We start from the raw sequence: 15,681 nt of genomic DNA on the forward strand, positions 1-15,681 counted from the left end.
TATCAAAAGAAGACTAGATTTTCACTAGTCCCCTTACTTATATAATTCGTTAAATAATGCTGTAAAACTCCAAATTGCCACGTTTTTTTACCAATCTGAAATAATCCTCATCTGATAAAATAGCAAGACCATCCTCATAGGACGCAATCTTCTTCTCTGCCTCCTCATAAGTGGAGACAAAATCTTTCACATAAGATTGGCCTTCAAACTGTCCATTCATCTTGGTATAGATAATGGCAAATTTTCCGGAACGATCCAGTTGAGACAGCCCATTGCTCTCATTAAGGGCAAAAGCAATCCGCTCTGCAATACGTTTAATTACAGGGACAACCACACTATTTCCAGCCTGTTTATAAAGTTGACCATTGGAAACCCCCTTAGGCAACTTAAAAGTCTTTGGATAACCTTGTACATTGAAGGTCTCCTTTGGTGTTAATTTACGAATCTCCCCACTATCTGTCAAGATCAACGGCACATTGTGCCCACCTGTTCCCATATTAGCTGTTAAGGTTGGAACAACGCCATTTTTATTCTCCCGAACGTATTGACGACGCCACTGGTAGACCGTATCTTGACTAGTCACATTGGCCTTGAGGTCAGCGTAGAAATTCTGCTTGCCTTCTCGATAATAGTAGGCCTCATCTGGCTTAGCACCAAAATCAATAACGTCAGCCAAGGTCGTTGTCAGTTTGATTTCCTCTGGGAACTCAAACAAGTCGTAGGCTTCTTTAGTATCAAAACCAACAATGTAAATCCGCTCACGGTTTTGTGGGATATTTCCATAGTCTTTTCCGTTAAGAACCTTCCACTTGATAAAGTAGTTGTTCTCCGTCAAGGCCTCACGAATAACCTTGAAGGTATTCCCGTGGTCATGACCGACCATGTTCTTGACGTTTTCGATGAAGATAGCGCGAGGTTTACGCCCTTCAATCATACGAAGCAACTCAAAGAAAAGATCGCCACGATCATCATCAAAGCCCTTGCGGTAGCCCGCAATACTAAAAGCTTGACAAGGAAATCCTCCCATAATCACATCCACGCGCTCAGCTGGAATTTCTTCCGGCTGCACCACATGAATATCACGACTATCCAAATGCGTATTTGGATAATTTAAACGATAAGTTTGACGCGCATACTTATCAAATTCATTGGCATACACCACTCTGAACTCGTTGGTCTGTTCAAATCCCAACTCAATTCCCCCAACACCTGAGAAGAAGGCTGCAATGTTGTACTTCTCAGGTCGGTTCGAACTTACAGAATTTGTCATGTAGTTACCTGCTTTCTAAAAATATGATTAACTAAACTAGTATATCATTTTTAAAAAAATACTGGAATATAAACACATCTCAAATATAAATGATATAATGAATATATAAACTTAAGGAGGTGCATAATGCCAAAACAAGGAGATCAATTCATAGTAGAACTTAAAGAAACTCATATTGGATGGGGGATGTACAGATACACCAATTCTCGACCTCAGATTGAAGGAGAATGCTATATCCCGATTCCAAGTTTAGATGCACATCGGTATGGAATATATAATTCTATACATACTCAAGGAAGAGATATTTTAGGGCAGAATATATTTAATGCTAAATCGACAGATGGATGCTTCAATGGAGTAGTAAAGGCATCAGGGAATTCTCAAGCAGGAGATCCCTATGCTAAAAATCTTTCCGGTAAAGGTAACTTGAGAGCCTTTAACTACTGGTTCAATCAAATGAATGTAACCGTTGGGACAAGAATCAAAGTAGAATGGACTAGTCCTACTGATATTTTGTTTACGATTATCTAAATATAATTACTGAGATAAGGCTGGGCAAAAAAGTCTTTAAAATCCAAAACGCATAATATCAGGTATTGAAAAACCTTGATACTATGCGTTTTATTGTGGGAAGATTTACTTCATTTTCTCCTGAAATTGAGTTTTTGCCCAGTCTTATCTTTTATCCAAGTAATCTTTGTATTCTTCTATCTACATAACTTTCATATAAATCAAAATTTTTAGTAGTTACACTTCCATCATAATATTTTACTAATTCAAAAGGAACTCCATAATCACTCAATTTGCGTCCAATATCAGTCAGAGCATTATACTCTAGCCTTTGCAGAAGAATTTTAATTCCAGTAACATCATCAAAGTTTCTTTTGTAGACCTTTGAATAATGGAATCTATATAGCAAATCAAACACTCCTAAATACTTTACGAGATGATATTTAAATATTGTGTAGATTAATTTTGCAGTTATTCTAATTGCCATATCTTTGTTTTTATTCTGTTCTTTGACATAATAATCAACTATCCCTAAAAAACCTTTTTGTAAAAACTCTGATAACTGTATCACAATTAAAGAAAAATGTTTCTTTCCTACCCTAGTTTCCATTATGTGTTTTAAATCTGAATTAGAGACAAAATTATGACAAATATCAACTACTGTTTGAAAACCTTCCCAATGAATTTCTGTGCCGTTGCTCAAATTCAATACCTGCTTCAACTGATCAATTTTATGAAATTCGACTAACGACATCTCTTTTATACGATTATAGATTGAGATTTTCTCCAAAGGGCCTATTGTTCTGTAAGATTGAAAAATAAAATCTGGTAATCCTGATTTTACCTTAGCTATATTAATTTCAGCCTTGAAATTTTTATCATCATCTGTCAAAAATTCATCAAGTGTCACTTCTAAATCTACATCCGTTTTGTTTCGGCTATTATCATAATTTTTATGTTCAATTTCGTCCTGTTGCGATTCAATAACAGCTTCAAATTCTTCAGTTAAATCAATGACATTACCACTATAATGTACATTAAATCTGCCTGCTCTCCCAGCAATATTTTTAGCATCAAACTGTTTCAATGACTTTATTCCCTTTTTGACAGAAGTAATAATTAAATTTTTTGCAGTCGTATTAACACCTTCAGTAATTGTTGTTGTAGAAAAAAGACATAGTAGTTCACCTTTATTAAATAAATTAATCATTTCATTTTGTATATATTTTGGTATTCCTGAATGATGGATTCCAATTCTTTTTTCAAGTGCTTTAAACAGAATCCAATCTGAACCAAAATTTTTTTCTACGTGTTCTAAAAATATTGAATACAATTCATTGTCATCTTTTTTTAATAAAAGTGAATTATATTCAGGATTTCTCAACAAAAAACCTGCGAATCGTTCTACATCATACTTTCTTCCACAATAAATCAGGGTATTTTCATCTAAATTTATAATAGATTGTGCAACTTTATCTTGCATAGTTGATGTACCAGCTTTTAATCTATGCACTTTATTCCCAATTTCAAATTTATTTCTTTTAATATGGGTTATATTTTTTGAAACAATTTCAATATCATTGTATTCCAATTTATTAAATCTATTTATTGAAGTAAAATTATTAAATGAGTTTACTCTAGTTTCTGGTTTTTGAAATTGAATATACGGTCCGGCAAGTAATAAATCCCGACTATTTCGACAAGCGTATTCTAAGGCAAGTCTATATGCAGTATCTCGCTCATTTTCTTCTGGAGTCTCATTATTGATAATAAAATCATTGTCAATTTTATATATTTCATCTACGAATGTAAAATCAAAATTCAAACTATTATTATCTAAAAATGAGAGGTATCGCTCAGGAGTATAGATGAATATATTCTTTTCTCCAAACTCTTCTTTTTTTATTTCACTTAAGCTATGAATTTTATATGTAGAAAAGAACTCATCATTTTGTAGCTTCAACAAATTTTCCGATAATAAACTGATTGTAGGAAATACTAATAATATATTAGAGTAACCCATTTTTTTTATAATAGTATAAACTGTAAAAGTTTTACCGAAAGAAGTTGGCGCAGAAAGAATATATCTATTTTCAGTATTAATTTCAAACAAGTCAGTGACTTCTTTTTGATATTTATGTAGCATCTCATCTTTTACAATTAAAGCCGCTTCATTAATAAAAGAACTCATAGATAATAAATTCATGCTCTCTTTATTAATAGTTTTACCTGCTTGATATTTATTTTCAAGTAACTGATAATATTGTGGAACTCCAGCTTCATTTGCTACATAACGCAAGAAATTTAAATCATTACTTGTAAGTTCGTCTATTTTAACAGCGTCGTAATAGTCACAAGTTGCCTTGACAAAGGCACCTCTTCTTTCAGGGTATCGCTTATATAAATTCAATTCTTTGATTAGATGAGCGGTTCTTTCGTTTCTATCCATTCAATCACTTCTTCCTTTAATTTATTTGAGTCATCAACAGGTAAGAGCATTACAAATATACTAACCTTTATTTTAACAGTTAAAGTTAACGAATATTTTCCTAACTCCCTATTAATTTTATCCACACAAGATGCAATTGATTTTTCGTAACTGTAGGTTTGCTGTTTTTGAAATGCAATAAAAATAGGATACACTAACTCAATATTATTATTTTGTAATTCATCGATAAGAATGAGGTCAGGATTATTCTCCCATCTTTTAATTATTCCTTCAAAAATTGGATGCGAATGAGAGATATTATCTTTCTCATTAATAATTGCAAACATATGATTATTCAAATAGTCATCTGAAATAGAATAATTTATCTTGGAAAGTACAGAGTTAATTCCAGATGTGAAACTTTGATAAAATTTTGCTTCTCCAAACCAGAGTTCTAATCTACCTTTGTTGTCAATAATATGAAAAGCATCAAACCCTTTTGGTTCAGAATTTTCAAGAGGTGAATAAAAATAACCTCTAGCAATTAGAACATCAGTATGAAAATAATTTCTTAAAAATAAATCTAAAAGTACTTCCCCATAAAATCCGTATTGAAGTTTTGTTTGAGGGCAATCATTTTTATTATATTTTAATTTAGTTTTGATCACCTTTGTTTGTTCTCTATCCAAATTATCATAATCAATCTTAAACTCATTCTCAGCGAATTCAACAATCCCATTATAAATTATTTTTGAAATGTCATTATCATTGCCTTTAAAACAATATTCATCCTTTCCAGCAGTTGTTAAATTACTCTTATTAATTGAAGTTACTTGTCCTTGTTCGTCAGTAAGTATAATAGGAAAAGTATATTTTACTATTGCACTATTTATTAATTTTTTAAGATTATCTCTCAATATCCCACTCCCAACCCAATAGATATTGATTTCATTATACCAAAAAAACACGGCATACCGCCGTGTTTCTGTGCTTATTTAACCAACTTCTTCATCTCATCAATCCGTGCTACGGTCGCATCATATTTAGCTTGGTAGTCGGCTTGTTTGTCGCGTTCTTTTTGGACGACTTCTGGTTTGGCATTGGCTACGAAGCGTTCGTTAGAGAGCTTCTTACCGACCATATCCAGTTCTTTTTGCCATTTGGCTAATTCTTTTTCAAGACGAGCCAATTCTTCTTCGACATTGAGAAGGTCAGCAAGTGGCAAGTAGATTTCTGCCCCTGTGATGATGCTTGACATAACCAAATCAGGTACCTCTACATCTGCTGCAATTTCCAAGTGTTCTGGGTTTGTGAAGCGTTTGATGTAGTTGACATTATCATTGAAGAAGGCATCAAGCTTGCTGTCGCTTGTCTTAATCAAGATAGTGATTGGCTTACTTGGCGCTACGTTCACTTCTGCACGTGAGTTACGTACTGAACGAATCACATCTTTAAGAGCTTCTACACCAGCTGCTGCTTCTTCGTTTTCAAATTCTGGACGAACCACTGGGTATTCCGCAATCACGATCGTTCCTTCAGAGATTTGACCGTAAATTTCTTCAGTTACGAATGGCATGATTGGGTGAAGGAGACGCAAGATTTGATCCAAGGTGTAAAGAAGGACAGAACGAGTGATAACTTTTTCGTCCTCGTTATCGCTGTAAAGCACTTCCTTAGTCAACTCAACATACCAGTCCGCAAACTCATCCCAGATGAAGTTATAGAGGATGTGACCAGCCACACCAAACTCAAACTTATCAAAGTTTTCAGTGACCTTACCGATCGTTTCGTTGAGGTTGTGGAGAATCCAACGATCTGTCACGTTACCTGCTTGACCAGCAGCCACTTTAGCTACATTTTCACGCGCCACCTCCAAGGTCAACCCTTCATTGTTCATGAGGATGTAACGTGAGATGTTCCAAATCTTGTTAATGAAGTTCCATGACGCATCCATTTTCTCGTAAGAGAAGCGCACGTCTTGACCTGGTGCAGAACCGTTTGAAAGGAACCAACGAAGGGCATCGGCACCGTATTTCTCGATGACATCCATTGGGTCAATCCCGTTACCGAGAGATTTAGACATTTTGCGTCCTTGCTCGTCACGAATGAGACCGTGGATAAGGACATTTTGGAATGGCTGACGACCTGTGAATTCCAATGATTGGAAGATCATACGAGACACCCAGAAGAAGATGATGTCGTAACCTGTTACCAAGGTTGACGTTGGGAAGTAACGTTTGAAGTCTTCTGAGTCGACATCCGGCCAGCCCATAGTTGAGAATGGCCAAAGGGCTGAACTAAACCACGTATCCAAGACATCTTCGTCTTGTTTCCATCCGTCACCTTCTGGCGCTTCTTCGCCAACGTACATTTCACCCTCAGCATTGTACCAAGCTGGGATTTGGTGACCCCACCAGAGCTGACGAGAGATTACCCAGTCATGGACATTTTCCATCCATTGAAGGAAGGTATCGTTGAAACGAGGTGGGTAGAATTCTACCTTATCGTCTGTGTCTTGGTTGGCAATGGCATTCTTGGCCAATTGATCCATCTTCACAAACCATTGCGTAGACAAGCGAGGCTCAACCATCACCCCTGTACGCTCTGAGTGACCAACTGAGTGAGTCATCTTCTCAATCTTAACAAGGGCACCAATTTCTTCTAACTTCTTGATAACAGCCTTACGTGCTTCAAAGCGGTCCATACCGTTGAATTCACCAGCCAACTCATTCATGGTACCATCATCGTTCATAACGTTCACTTGCGGAAGATTATGTCGTTGACCAACCAAGAAGTCATTAGGGTCGTGGGCAGGAGTGATTTTCACCACACCAGTACCGAATTCAGGGTCAGCGTGTTCGTCCCCAACGATTGGGATTGGCTTGTTCAAGATTGGCAAGATAACATTTTGACCAATCAAGTCTTTATAACGATCATCATTTGGGTTAACCGCTACGGCAGTATCCCCAAACATAGTCTCAGGACGAGTTGTTGCTACTTCAAGGGCACGTGAACCGTCTTCCAACATGTAGTTCATGTGGTAGAAGGCACCTTCGACATCCTTGTGAATCACCTCGATATCAGAAAGGGCTGTACGAGCTTTTGGATCCCAGTTGATGATAAATTCACCACGGTAAATCCAACCTTTTTTGTAAAGCTCTACAAAGACCTTACGAACCGCTTTTGACAACCCTTCATCAAGGGTAAAACGCTCACGAGAGTAGTCTACAGAGAGCCCCATCTTGCCCCATTGTTGCTTGATAGTCGTCGCATACTCGTCTTTCCATTCCCAGACTTTATCAAGGAATTTTTCACGACCAAGGTCATAACGAGAGATGCCCTCTTCAGCCAAACGCGCTTCTACTTTAGCTTGAGTGGCAATCCCAGCATGGTCCATACCTGGAAGCCAAAGCGTATCAAAACCTTGCATCCGTTTTTGACGGATGATGATATCTTGCAAAGTTGTATCCCAAGCGTGACCAAGGTGAAGTTTCCCAGTTACGTTTGGTGGTGGAATAACGATTGAATAAGGCTTCGCCTTTTTATCGCCTGAAGGCTTGAAAACATCTTCGTCAAGCCATTTTTGGTAACGACCAGCCTCAACCTCGGCTGGATTGTATTTAGGTGAAAGTTCTTTAGACATGTGTGTGTCCTTTCTCTATTGTTTTCATTTTTTCTTGAATCTGCTTTGCGACTTCTTCTGCAGACAGATTCGTATTATTAATTTTCAGGTAGTGGTGAAGGCCACTCGGTTGCTTTTGAGAATTAAGTTGATCTGTTTTATCAGTCTCTAAAATTTCTCTTTCAGATACCTCAAAATTCCGTTTCAAGGGTTTGTATTTCAACCGATTCTCCGTTCGATTGCGACGTAAGCGCTCCTCAAGAGACGTTTCTAATTCAACAAAGAGAATCTCTTGATGATACTCATTTAACAAATCTTGAATATTCTTCAAATACATCAGATGGTATTGATTTGAAAAATCAGTTACACCTGTTAAAATCACCGACCGATGATGCCTGGCGCTTGTTCCAAGAAAAGAAAAGTTAACGCTACGAACAAATTCCCACATTTCTTCCGTAAAATCCTGATAGATTTCGAGTGCGAAATCAATTGGTTGATGGTTGAAAAAGAGAGTCGCACCGGTGAGTTTCGAAAGTTCCTGACCAATGGTCATTTTCCCTGCAGCTGGAGCTCCAATGATGAAAACATGCATCAATCCACCTCCCACTCACTCTTTAGCAAGCCGTATCTCAAATCATCACAGCGATTGCCTTGGGCATCTTTGCGATCCCTTATGCGAGCTTCGAGGGTAAAGCCAAGCTTTTCCGCGACTCGTTGACTTTGAAGGTTGTAACCAAAGCAAGACAATTCTATCTTGTGAAGGTTCAATTCTTTAAAAGCTAGATCAATCAAAGCACGCGCTGCTTCGGGTACATAACCCCGGCCCCAATAGTCTGGGTGCAAGGTATAGCCAATCTCCAGTACATCGTCTTCGTGGCGATGGTTGAAGTCAACAGAGCCGACGATTGTATCAGTTCCTTTGACCACAATGCCGTAACCAGCTGGAAGATTTTCTTTTTGATTGCGATCGGGAAGGATATGCTCTAGGTAATAGATCTCGTCTTCCAAGGTCTTGACGGGTGGAAAGCCTGCTGGGTAAGAGACTTCTGGAAGACTGGCGTAAGCATGGATATCCTCAGCATCAGCCACTGTTCGGACTCGTAAGACTAGACGCTCCGTTTCGATTCGTTCTGGCAGTTCAGCTCTTGTCATTCTTCTTCCTCGCTTTCTTCATAAAGCTCCCCATGGAATCAACTCGATCATCTAGATAACGATAAACGCGCTGATGACCGTCCCCCATAAAGTAAGTCGGTGCAAAATGGTCATTTTTAAAATGCCCCTTGTCATCTAAGAGCTCTGGATCAGCCAGACGGTCTATAATCTTGGCAAAGATATGGCAGATGCCATCTTCCTCGATAATTCGATCTACCTGGCAATCCAAAACGACTGGACAAGCCTCCAAAATCGGAGCCTGAGTCCGTTCAGAAATTTCGTAGTCTAGCCCTAAGTGATTCAACTTCTCCCGATGGCTGATAAAACCAGCCTGCTCCATCTCAAGCATAAAGTTTTCATCAGGGATGTTCACGCTGAACTGTTGATAATGCTTAATCTGGTCAGCCGCATTTTCCCCAGCACCAACCCCTATGACGAGCCAATCTCCCAGGCTATAAGAGGAACTGCAGGTCGTGATATTGTGCCCAAAGTTCTGGTCCTGATACCCTAAAATGAAAATCGGAAAACCATAGTAGAGTTTACTAGTGTTAAAAGATTGTTTCATGACAAGCTCCTTCAGCCAGGGTTGCAAAAGAAAAATCGCCCCTGTCAGATTAATGACAGGGACGAATGTGTTGATCCGCGGTACCACCCAATTTCGGGCAGATGCCCGCATCTTTAATCTTCTTGTTTCACTTTTATGACGTCGTGAGCTCGTCTTGGTGTACTTCAGTACAACCTGCAACTCGCCGCCTAGTCCTAAAAGGAAACAAAAAGATTTATATTTCATTTTTTAATTTCATCCATTAGCAACTAGTTTTGACACATTTGTGGACTTCTCAGCACCGCCACTTTCTGTAAAATGTGGGATTCAAAACACCTCTAATAGGTTCATTTTAGCAAGTTTTCCTGGAAATAGCAAGAAATCATAAAAGCGATTATTTAAATTTAACGCCTAGTTCTTTCAATTTCTTGATTGTAGCTGGGCCGATTCCTTTAAGGGCCAACAACTCTTTTTCTGTCCAGTTTGCGAAGTCCGCAACAGAGCGAATACCTTCATCATAGAATGTTTGCGCACGATCAAGTGCCACACCTTCCAAACTTGCAGCAAATTCTTCCACTGAAGAAGCCGCTTGTTTCACTTCTTTCGCCACTGCTTTTGTAGCTTTCTCAACCTTTTTAGGTGTTTCTTTCACAGCTGCAGTTACAGTTGCGACAGCTTTTTTCAAAAGATGTCTATTTTGATGTTTGTATTGTTTCGCACGGTTTACGTTCTTCTTTGCCATTTTTCCTCCTAAATTCAGTGATCAATTCCTAAGGCAACAAGGTTTCATCACTATCATTCCATTCAAAAATCCGTTGATGTCATTTCAACTTTTTTATTGTATCACAATCCCCTAAAAAATCAAGTCATTGCTCAATTTTCAGGTAAATCTAGCTAGTAAAACGCCTTCAATAAGGCCATTTTAATATTTTCTTTCACCAAAGAGGCCATCTGGTAAATCATGAAATCCTTTTCCAGCATGGAAATTTTCAAACTTCCCTTGCAAGAACTGATAAGCGTCCAAACGGCTTTCATAGCGAATCATAGCAATTTTTGCTCGTTCATCCTGGTCTTCCTCAAAAACCTTCTTACTCTCTTCGAGAGCCATTTCATTGATCATGACTTGGGTCTTGATCCACTCCTCAAACTCCTTCATAAACTCTGTTTCGTAACTCATCTTTACTCCATTCCTCTATAAAAATCCGTATCGATCTCTCGATAAGGTTGAATGTCCTGAACATATTCCAAGACACCTTGGAAGTCTCCCGCTTCATCACGCACTGCTGCATAGGTGACATGGACAAATTTCCCACGCGATTCTGATTTGAACCACATTTCATACTTGTCTTTTTTCCCTTCACGAAGCCCCTGCATGATGGCTTTGACCTTCTCCAAATATTTCGGTGGGTGACACAGCTCAACATTGCGTCCTACCTGCGATGGCGTCCTCTTAAAAATCATTTCCTCAAAAGGCGCAGCATCATTGTAATATTGGAAAATATCATCCTTATTGACAAAGGTGATCTCCATTGGTAACTGGTTCAAGATTAAATTCGCTTGCTCCACCGATAAAAATCCATGACCAAAAGCTTGTGGCTGCTTGCGATCGAAGCTCTCTTCTTTTTTCTTAGGCGTGAAGGTAATGGTCAATTGCCCCTCAGGAGTCTCAATGACCTGATGGTGATCATCGCCTTTTGAAGAAGGAAGTGGTTCAGTTGGCCCCTCTGACTCTTTCGACGCTTCCTCCTTGAAGTCAACACGTTTTGGCACCCACTTTTCACTTGGGAGAATAATGGCATAACCATAAACATCACTTTCTTCTGCAATGGAGAGCCAGTCATCCTGGGTAAAGGACTCCAGCAAAATCATCAAGAGAATCGACTCTTCCTTGAAGATCATGCCCTCAAACTCTTGCGCAAAGGCTTCAAAGCGTTCCTTGACTTCAGAAATACTAGAATCCGGTAATTTCTTTGCCGCATCTGAAACTTTCGCAAAGAGTTCCCGAATCTGGTCATCCACTCCCCACATCACTTTTGGTGGGGAATCATGCCCATATTTTTCCATAATCGGAAACATCAACTCTTCCTTACGACGGTAATGCCGGTCAAATTGACCCACCAAGCCCAGCTGACGTAACAAGCCCTTATGAATCTCCTGAATCATCTCAGGATCCTCGGTTGTCTCATAATTGTCTAGCAAGCGGCGGACCCGCATCATAGCTGCACGAAGAGCTAAGTTCTCCTGTTTAAAGATTTGAACCGGATGACCTGGGTGGTCAGTATCTGCTACTTCGACTCCTTGAACCGCATTCTTAAAGAGATTGGCATGGACATCACAAAGTTCCATCACATCTTCAAAAGTCACACCTGCATCTGAATTCATCAGTTCATGCTCCATAAGAGAGATCTCAATCGCAGAAACCCCTGCAAAGGTCGCATCAAAGCGCTCCTGAACCGACTCAGGAGAAGCTCCATGATGAAGCTCTAATAAGATATCTCTTAAGACGTGAATTCGTTCATCACTCATTAGTCTAGCCCCACTACTTCATAGCCATTAGCCTCTAGTGTTCGCACAATCTTCTCCATAGGAGTACCTTCTAATTTTGATCCTTGTTTCAAAGAAACCTTGCGCCCAACTGTATTGCGCATGATCGGATTGGCTAAGGGTTTAAAGCCCAATTCTACCAACAAATCCAATACTTCCGGATGTTGATCAATGACTTGAGCAACTGGAATCGATACATCAATAACATTGTCCATTTATTTATTTCCTCTACTCATTCCCTTTATTTTCTCTCTGACGAGCCCGTTCTTCTCCCCACCAAAGAGGCATCAGTTCACCTAAAGTAATGGTCTTGCGACTCTCATAATCCACCATAAATTCTAGATGACGATTCTCTGCATCCAGCTCAAGGAGAAATTCACGACAGGCTCCACAAGGCATCCCTGAGCCTTCTCCATAAGGAGGCTTGTCTCGAAAAGCAATAATGCGCTTGACCTTGGTCTGTCCTGATTGTTGATACATGTTGAAGAGAGCTGCTCGTTCAGCACATAAATGAAAGACGCCGCAAGTTTCTTCCATACAAAAGCCCGTAAAAATCTGACCATCTGCAGCCTCAACAGCAGCAACCACATGTCGAGCATAGACAAAATCTGAAACCTCTTGAGGCGCATAGAGAGCTTTCGCCTCAAGATAAAGTTTTTCCCAAATATCCATTCTTCTTCTTTCACTTCTTCACTAATTTCACAACTGCTTCTGTCCGTGCTGTATGGGGGAACATGTCCACTGATTGAATGTATTCAACCTGATAAACCTTCGTCAAAGCCACTAGATCCCTTGCCAAAGTAGAGACATTACAAGAGACATAGACCATCTTTTCAGGTGCATAGTGCAACAAGGTCTCTATTAATTTTGTCCCCAAGCCCGTACGAGGTGGATCCACAATCACAGCATTAGCCCGATAGCCTTCTTGGTACCAGCGAGGAATGATCTCTTCTGCTGTACCAGCCTCATAGTGGGTATTCTCAAATCCCATCCGTTTAGCATTGTATTTGGCATCTTCAATTGCTTCAGGAATAATATCCATCCCCCGAACACTTTTCACTCTATTAGCAAAAGCAAACCCAATCGTTCCAACCCCACAATAGGCATCAATCAGGTGATCCTCTGGAGAAACATCTAGAGCCTTGACAGCCTCACTATACAATACTTCAGTTTGTTCCGGATTCAACTGGTAAAAGGCTCGAGGAGAAAGAGAAAATTCATAATCCAAAACACCTTCCAAAATTGCCTCTTCTCCCCAAATAATCTGCGTTTGTTCCCCATAAATCTCACTGGAACGAGACGTATTTTTGTTAACAGCAACTGTGACAATCTCAGGGTGTTTTGTGACCAAGTCTTCCACCAAATTATTTACGTTAATCTGACGACTAGTGACCACAATGATCTGAACCTGCCCAGACTTCCGAGCCCGTCGAACCATCATGGTTCTGACACCCAGTTCTTTACGCTCATCAGCAATCGGAATCTGATAATAGGTCAATAAATCCGCAAGGTCATTGGCAATAGCTTGAATAACCGGATCTTGAACCAAACAATCTTTTAATTCAACTAAATAATGTGAATTTTGAGCATAGAGTCCTGCCTTCACCTGGCCCTTGAATTTCCTTGTTTGAAATTGCAATTTTGCCCGATAGTAAAGAGGTTCCTGCATTCCGATTGTCGGACGAATATCATACTGTTCAAATCCTTCAGGTGAGAACTTCTTCAAGGCCTGTTGCAATAAATCTGTCTTAAACTCCAGCTGCTTATCATACTTCAAATGCATGATTTGACAGCCACCACAGGTCTCATAGATATCACACATGGGCGTCACACGAAACTTAGACGCCTTATTCACAGATAGGAGTTTGGCTTCCGCAAAATTTTTTTTGACACTTGTAATTTGGCAGAAGATATCTTCTCCCTTCAAAGCACCTGGCACAAAGACAAGTGTTTTTTTATAAAAGCCAATCCCTTCTCCGTTAATTCCCATTCGTTTAATTTTCAAAGGAATTTTTTGTTTTACTTTAACGTTCATATCCCTATCTTAACACATTTTTCGGTATAATAAAAACATGAAAATTACAAAACTAGAAAAGAAAAAAAGACTCTACCTCCTGGAATTAGACAATGATCAAAAACTTTATATTACAGAAGACACCATCGTCAAATATTTCCTTTCCAAAGATAAAGAAATCAGTGAAGAAGAACTAAAAGAAATCCAAGAGTTTGCTCAATACTCCTATGGTAAAAACCTGGCCCTTTACCATCTTTCTTTTAAAGCTCGGACAACAAAAGAAGTCAGAGACTACCTGACAAAGTATGAGATTGAAAGTGGCATTATTGATAAAGTGGTCCAACACCTAAAAGAAGACAAGTGGTTAGATGATCGTCAATATGCAAGAAACCAGATAGAAGCCAACCTTCTCAGTGGCGATAAGGGCCCTCTCTTATTACAACAAAAAATTCAACAAAAAGGGATCCCAAAATCTATCCTTCAAGAAAATCTTGCAGACTATGATTTTTCAGAAGTGATCGACCGTACCGCAATAAAACTCCTAAAAAAATACCAAGGAAAATATCCGTTAAAAGCCATTGAAACTAAGATTATCCAAGCACTCATTTCAAAAGGCTTTGCGTACAACCAAGCAAAGATAGCATTCCAAAATCTCGAGCTCGAAACAGATGAAGAAACAACCAATGAGCTCATTCTAAAAGAGTTAGAAAAACAATACCGTAAATACAGTAAAAAATATGAAGGCTATGACCTCAAACAACGCTTGACTCAGGCACTAGCCAGAAAAGGCTACGACTATAGTGATATAACGTCAGCCATTAGAGAATACCTAGATTCATAAACCAAATTGAAAATTAAATAGAAAAATAAGAAAAAATTTTAAAAAATATGTTACAATATAGAGGATATACTTAGATTGTAGAAAGTTGGTAAGTTATGAAACTACCTAAAGAAGGCGACTTTATTACAATTCAAAGTTATAAACATGATGGCAGTTTACACCGAACATGGCGTGACACCATGGTATTAAAGATAACCGAAAATGCAATTATTGGAGTAAATGATCATACACTTGTGACTGAAAGTGATGGTAGACGTTGGATTACACGTGAACCAGCGATCGTATATTTCCATAAAAAATATTGGTTTAACATCATCGCCATGATCCGTGACAATGGTGTGTCTTACTACTGTAACCTAGCAAGTCCTTTTCACATTGACCAAGAAGCCTTAAAATATATCGACTATGATCTCGATGTCAAGGTCTTTACCAATGGTGAAAAAAAATTGTTAGATGTTGAAGAATACGAGCAGCACAAAGAAAAAATGCACTATTCAGATGACATCGACTTTATTTTAAAGGAAAATGTTAAGGTTCTAGTAGATTGGATAAACCAAAACAAAGGTCCCTTTTCTGAGGAATATATAAAAATTTGGTATAACCGTTATGTTGAACTGCGAAATAAATAAAGTTGGAAAGAGCGCAAGCTCTTTTTTCTTTTAACTTAATGAAAAATTATCTACAAAAAAAGCCTAATAACAATCATTAGACTTTTTCGATACACTATCGGGAAGACAGGATTCGAACCTGCGACAC

Annotated in this window: 16 protein-coding genes; 3 read left to right on the forward strand and 13 right to left on the reverse strand. The window is 38.7% G+C overall.

From position 1 onward, the window contains the following. Window positions 1-49 precede the first annotated feature (49 nt). Window positions 50-1,270, reverse strand: coding sequence for a DNA cytosine methyltransferase (locus tag HMPREF2917_RS06435; protein WP_070589672.1), 1,221 nt, complete (start codon window positions 1,268-1,270; stop codon window positions 50-52). 126 nt (window positions 1,271-1,396) lie between these two features. Between HMPREF2917_RS06435 and HMPREF2917_RS06440 the strand changes: the two genes are divergently transcribed. Beyond that, window positions 1,397-1,801, forward strand: a complete 405-nt coding sequence (locus tag HMPREF2917_RS06440) for a hypothetical protein (protein WP_070589673.1) — start codon at window positions 1,397-1,399, stop codon at window positions 1,799-1,801. Window positions 1,802-1,952: 151 nt separating this feature from the next. Here HMPREF2917_RS06440 and HMPREF2917_RS06445 read toward each other — a convergent pair whose 3' ends face one another. From HMPREF2917_RS06445 to rlmD, 12 genes are all read right to left on the reverse strand, one after another. Beyond that, window positions 1,953-4,229: a helicase-related protein gene (locus tag HMPREF2917_RS06445; RefSeq protein WP_070589675.1), complete on the reverse strand. Its 2,277-nt coding sequence runs from the start codon at window positions 4,227-4,229 to the stop codon at window positions 1,953-1,955. After that, window positions 4,199-5,125 (reverse strand): HamA C-terminal domain-containing protein, encoded by a 927-nt coding sequence (locus HMPREF2917_RS06450; protein ID WP_070589677.1) that lies wholly within the window; start codon window positions 5,123-5,125, stop codon window positions 4,199-4,201. The genes HMPREF2917_RS06445 and HMPREF2917_RS06450 overlap by 31 nt, the downstream gene beginning before the upstream one ends. A 74-nt stretch (window positions 5,126-5,199) precedes the next feature. Next, window positions 5,200-7,851 (reverse strand): valine--tRNA ligase, encoded by a 2,652-nt coding sequence (locus HMPREF2917_RS06455; RefSeq protein ID WP_070589680.1) that lies wholly within the window; start codon window positions 7,849-7,851, stop codon window positions 5,200-5,202. After that, a complete protein-coding gene (locus HMPREF2917_RS06460) occupies window positions 7,844-8,422 on the reverse strand; it encodes an AAA family ATPase (RefSeq protein ID WP_041826242.1) in 579 nt (192 codons plus the stop codon). Before HMPREF2917_RS06460 ends, HMPREF2917_RS06455 begins: the two co-directional genes overlap by 8 nt. After that, complete coding sequence (locus tag HMPREF2917_RS06465) at window positions 8,422-8,982, reverse strand: GNAT family N-acetyltransferase (RefSeq protein WP_070589683.1); 561 nt, start codon at window positions 8,980-8,982, stop codon at window positions 8,422-8,424. Before HMPREF2917_RS06465 ends, HMPREF2917_RS06460 begins: the two co-directional genes overlap by 1 nt. Further along, window positions 8,969-9,547 carry a flavin reductase family protein gene (locus HMPREF2917_RS06470; RefSeq protein ID WP_070589740.1) on the reverse strand — a complete coding sequence of 193 codons (579 nt, stop codon included), beginning with the start codon at window positions 9,545-9,547 and terminating at the stop codon, window positions 8,969-8,971. The genes HMPREF2917_RS06465 and HMPREF2917_RS06470 overlap by 14 nt, the downstream gene beginning before the upstream one ends. 373 nt (window positions 9,548-9,920) lie before the next feature. Beyond that, window positions 9,921-10,268, reverse strand: coding sequence for a helix-hairpin-helix domain-containing protein (locus HMPREF2917_RS06475; RefSeq protein ID WP_021152722.1), 348 nt, complete (start codon window positions 10,266-10,268; stop codon window positions 9,921-9,923). A 180-nt stretch (window positions 10,269-10,448) separates the two neighbouring features. Further along, entirely contained in the window at window positions 10,449-10,703 is a 255-nt protein-coding gene (locus HMPREF2917_RS06480) for a DUF1912 family protein (protein WP_021152721.1), read from the reverse strand. Window positions 10,704-10,705: 2 nt separating this feature from the next. Beyond that, window positions 10,706-12,052, reverse strand: a complete 1,347-nt coding sequence (locus HMPREF2917_RS06485; RefSeq protein WP_070589685.1) for a DUF438 domain-containing protein — start codon at window positions 12,050-12,052, stop codon at window positions 10,706-10,708. Beyond that, complete coding sequence (locus HMPREF2917_RS06490) at window positions 12,052-12,285, reverse strand: DUF1858 domain-containing protein (protein WP_003005810.1); 234 nt, start codon at window positions 12,283-12,285, stop codon at window positions 12,052-12,054. The genes HMPREF2917_RS06485 and HMPREF2917_RS06490 overlap by 1 nt, the downstream gene beginning before the upstream one ends. A 13-nt stretch (window positions 12,286-12,298) precedes the next feature. Further along, the gene (locus HMPREF2917_RS06495) at window positions 12,299-12,742 is read right to left on the reverse strand and encodes a cytidine deaminase family protein (RefSeq protein ID WP_070589687.1); all 444 of its coding nucleotides are present in this window, start codon (window positions 12,740-12,742) and stop codon (window positions 12,299-12,301) included. A 10-nt stretch (window positions 12,743-12,752) separates the two neighbouring features. After that, window positions 12,753-14,105, reverse strand: a complete 1,353-nt coding sequence (gene rlmD, locus HMPREF2917_RS06500; RefSeq protein ID WP_070589689.1) for a 23S rRNA (uracil(1939)-C(5))-methyltransferase RlmD — start codon at window positions 14,103-14,105, stop codon at window positions 12,753-12,755. 37 nt (window positions 14,106-14,142) lie between these two features. On the opposite strand from rlmD, the gene recX reads away from it, so the two are divergent. Both recX and HMPREF2917_RS06510 read left to right on the forward strand, forming a co-directional pair. Next, window positions 14,143-14,925, forward strand: coding sequence for a recombination regulator RecX (gene recX, locus HMPREF2917_RS06505; RefSeq protein WP_070589692.1), 783 nt, complete (start codon window positions 14,143-14,145; stop codon window positions 14,923-14,925). Between the two features lie 95 nt (window positions 14,926-15,020). Further along, window positions 15,021-15,554, forward strand: coding sequence for a nucleoside tri-diphosphate phosphatase (locus HMPREF2917_RS06510; RefSeq protein WP_003005798.1), 534 nt, complete (start codon window positions 15,021-15,023; stop codon window positions 15,552-15,554). The last annotated feature ends 127 nt before the right edge of the window (window positions 15,555-15,681 follow it).

The organism is Streptococcus sp. HMSC061E03, assembly GCF_001813505.1.
Lineage (GTDB): Bacteria > Bacillota > Bacilli > Lactobacillales > Streptococcaceae > Streptococcus.

Coding starts and splice junctions, on each gene's coding strand:
- HMPREF2917_RS06435 (WP_070589672.1), bottom strand. CDS start 1,270: ATGACAAATTCTGTAAGTTCGAACCGACCTGAGAAGTACAACATTGCA.
- HMPREF2917_RS06440 (WP_070589673.1), top strand. CDS start 1,397: ATGCCAAAACAAGGAGATCAATTCATAGTAGAACTTAAAGAAACTCAT.
- HMPREF2917_RS06445 (WP_070589675.1), bottom strand. CDS start 4,229: ATGGATAGAAACGAAAGAACCGCTCATCTAATCAAAGAATTGAATTTA.
- HMPREF2917_RS06455 (WP_070589680.1), bottom strand. CDS start 7,851: ATGTCTAAAGAACTTTCACCTAAATACAATCCAGCCGAGGTTGAGGCT.
- HMPREF2917_RS06460 (WP_041826242.1), bottom strand. CDS start 8,422: ATGCATGTTTTCATCATTGGAGCTCCAGCTGCAGGGAAAATGACCATT.
- HMPREF2917_RS06465 (WP_070589683.1), bottom strand. CDS start 8,982: ATGACAAGAGCTGAACTGCCAGAACGAATCGAAACGGAGCGTCTAGTC.
- HMPREF2917_RS06470 (WP_070589740.1), bottom strand. CDS start 9,547: ATGAAACAATCTTTTAACACTAGTAAACTCTACTATGGTTTTCCGATT.
- HMPREF2917_RS06475 (WP_021152722.1), bottom strand. CDS start 10,268: ATGGCAAAGAAGAACGTAAACCGTGCGAAACAATACAAACATCAAAAT.
- HMPREF2917_RS06480 (WP_021152721.1), bottom strand. CDS start 10,703: ATGAGTTACGAAACAGAGTTTATGAAGGAGTTTGAGGAGTGGATCAAG.
- HMPREF2917_RS06485 (WP_070589685.1), bottom strand. CDS start 12,052: ATGAGTGATGAACGAATTCACGTCTTAAGAGATATCTTATTAGAGCTT.
- HMPREF2917_RS06490 (WP_003005810.1), bottom strand. CDS start 12,285: ATGGACAATGTTATTGATGTATCGATTCCAGTTGCTCAAGTCATTGAT.
- HMPREF2917_RS06495 (WP_070589687.1), bottom strand. CDS start 12,742: ATGGATATTTGGGAAAAACTTTATCTTGAGGCGAAAGCTCTCTATGCG.
- rlmD (WP_070589689.1), bottom strand. CDS start 14,105: ATGAACGTTAAAGTAAAACAAAAAATTCCTTTGAAAATTAAACGAATG.
- recX (WP_070589692.1), top strand. CDS start 14,143: ATGAAAATTACAAAACTAGAAAAGAAAAAAAGACTCTACCTCCTGGAA.
- HMPREF2917_RS06510 (WP_003005798.1), top strand. CDS start 15,021: ATGAAACTACCTAAAGAAGGCGACTTTATTACAATTCAAAGTTATAAA.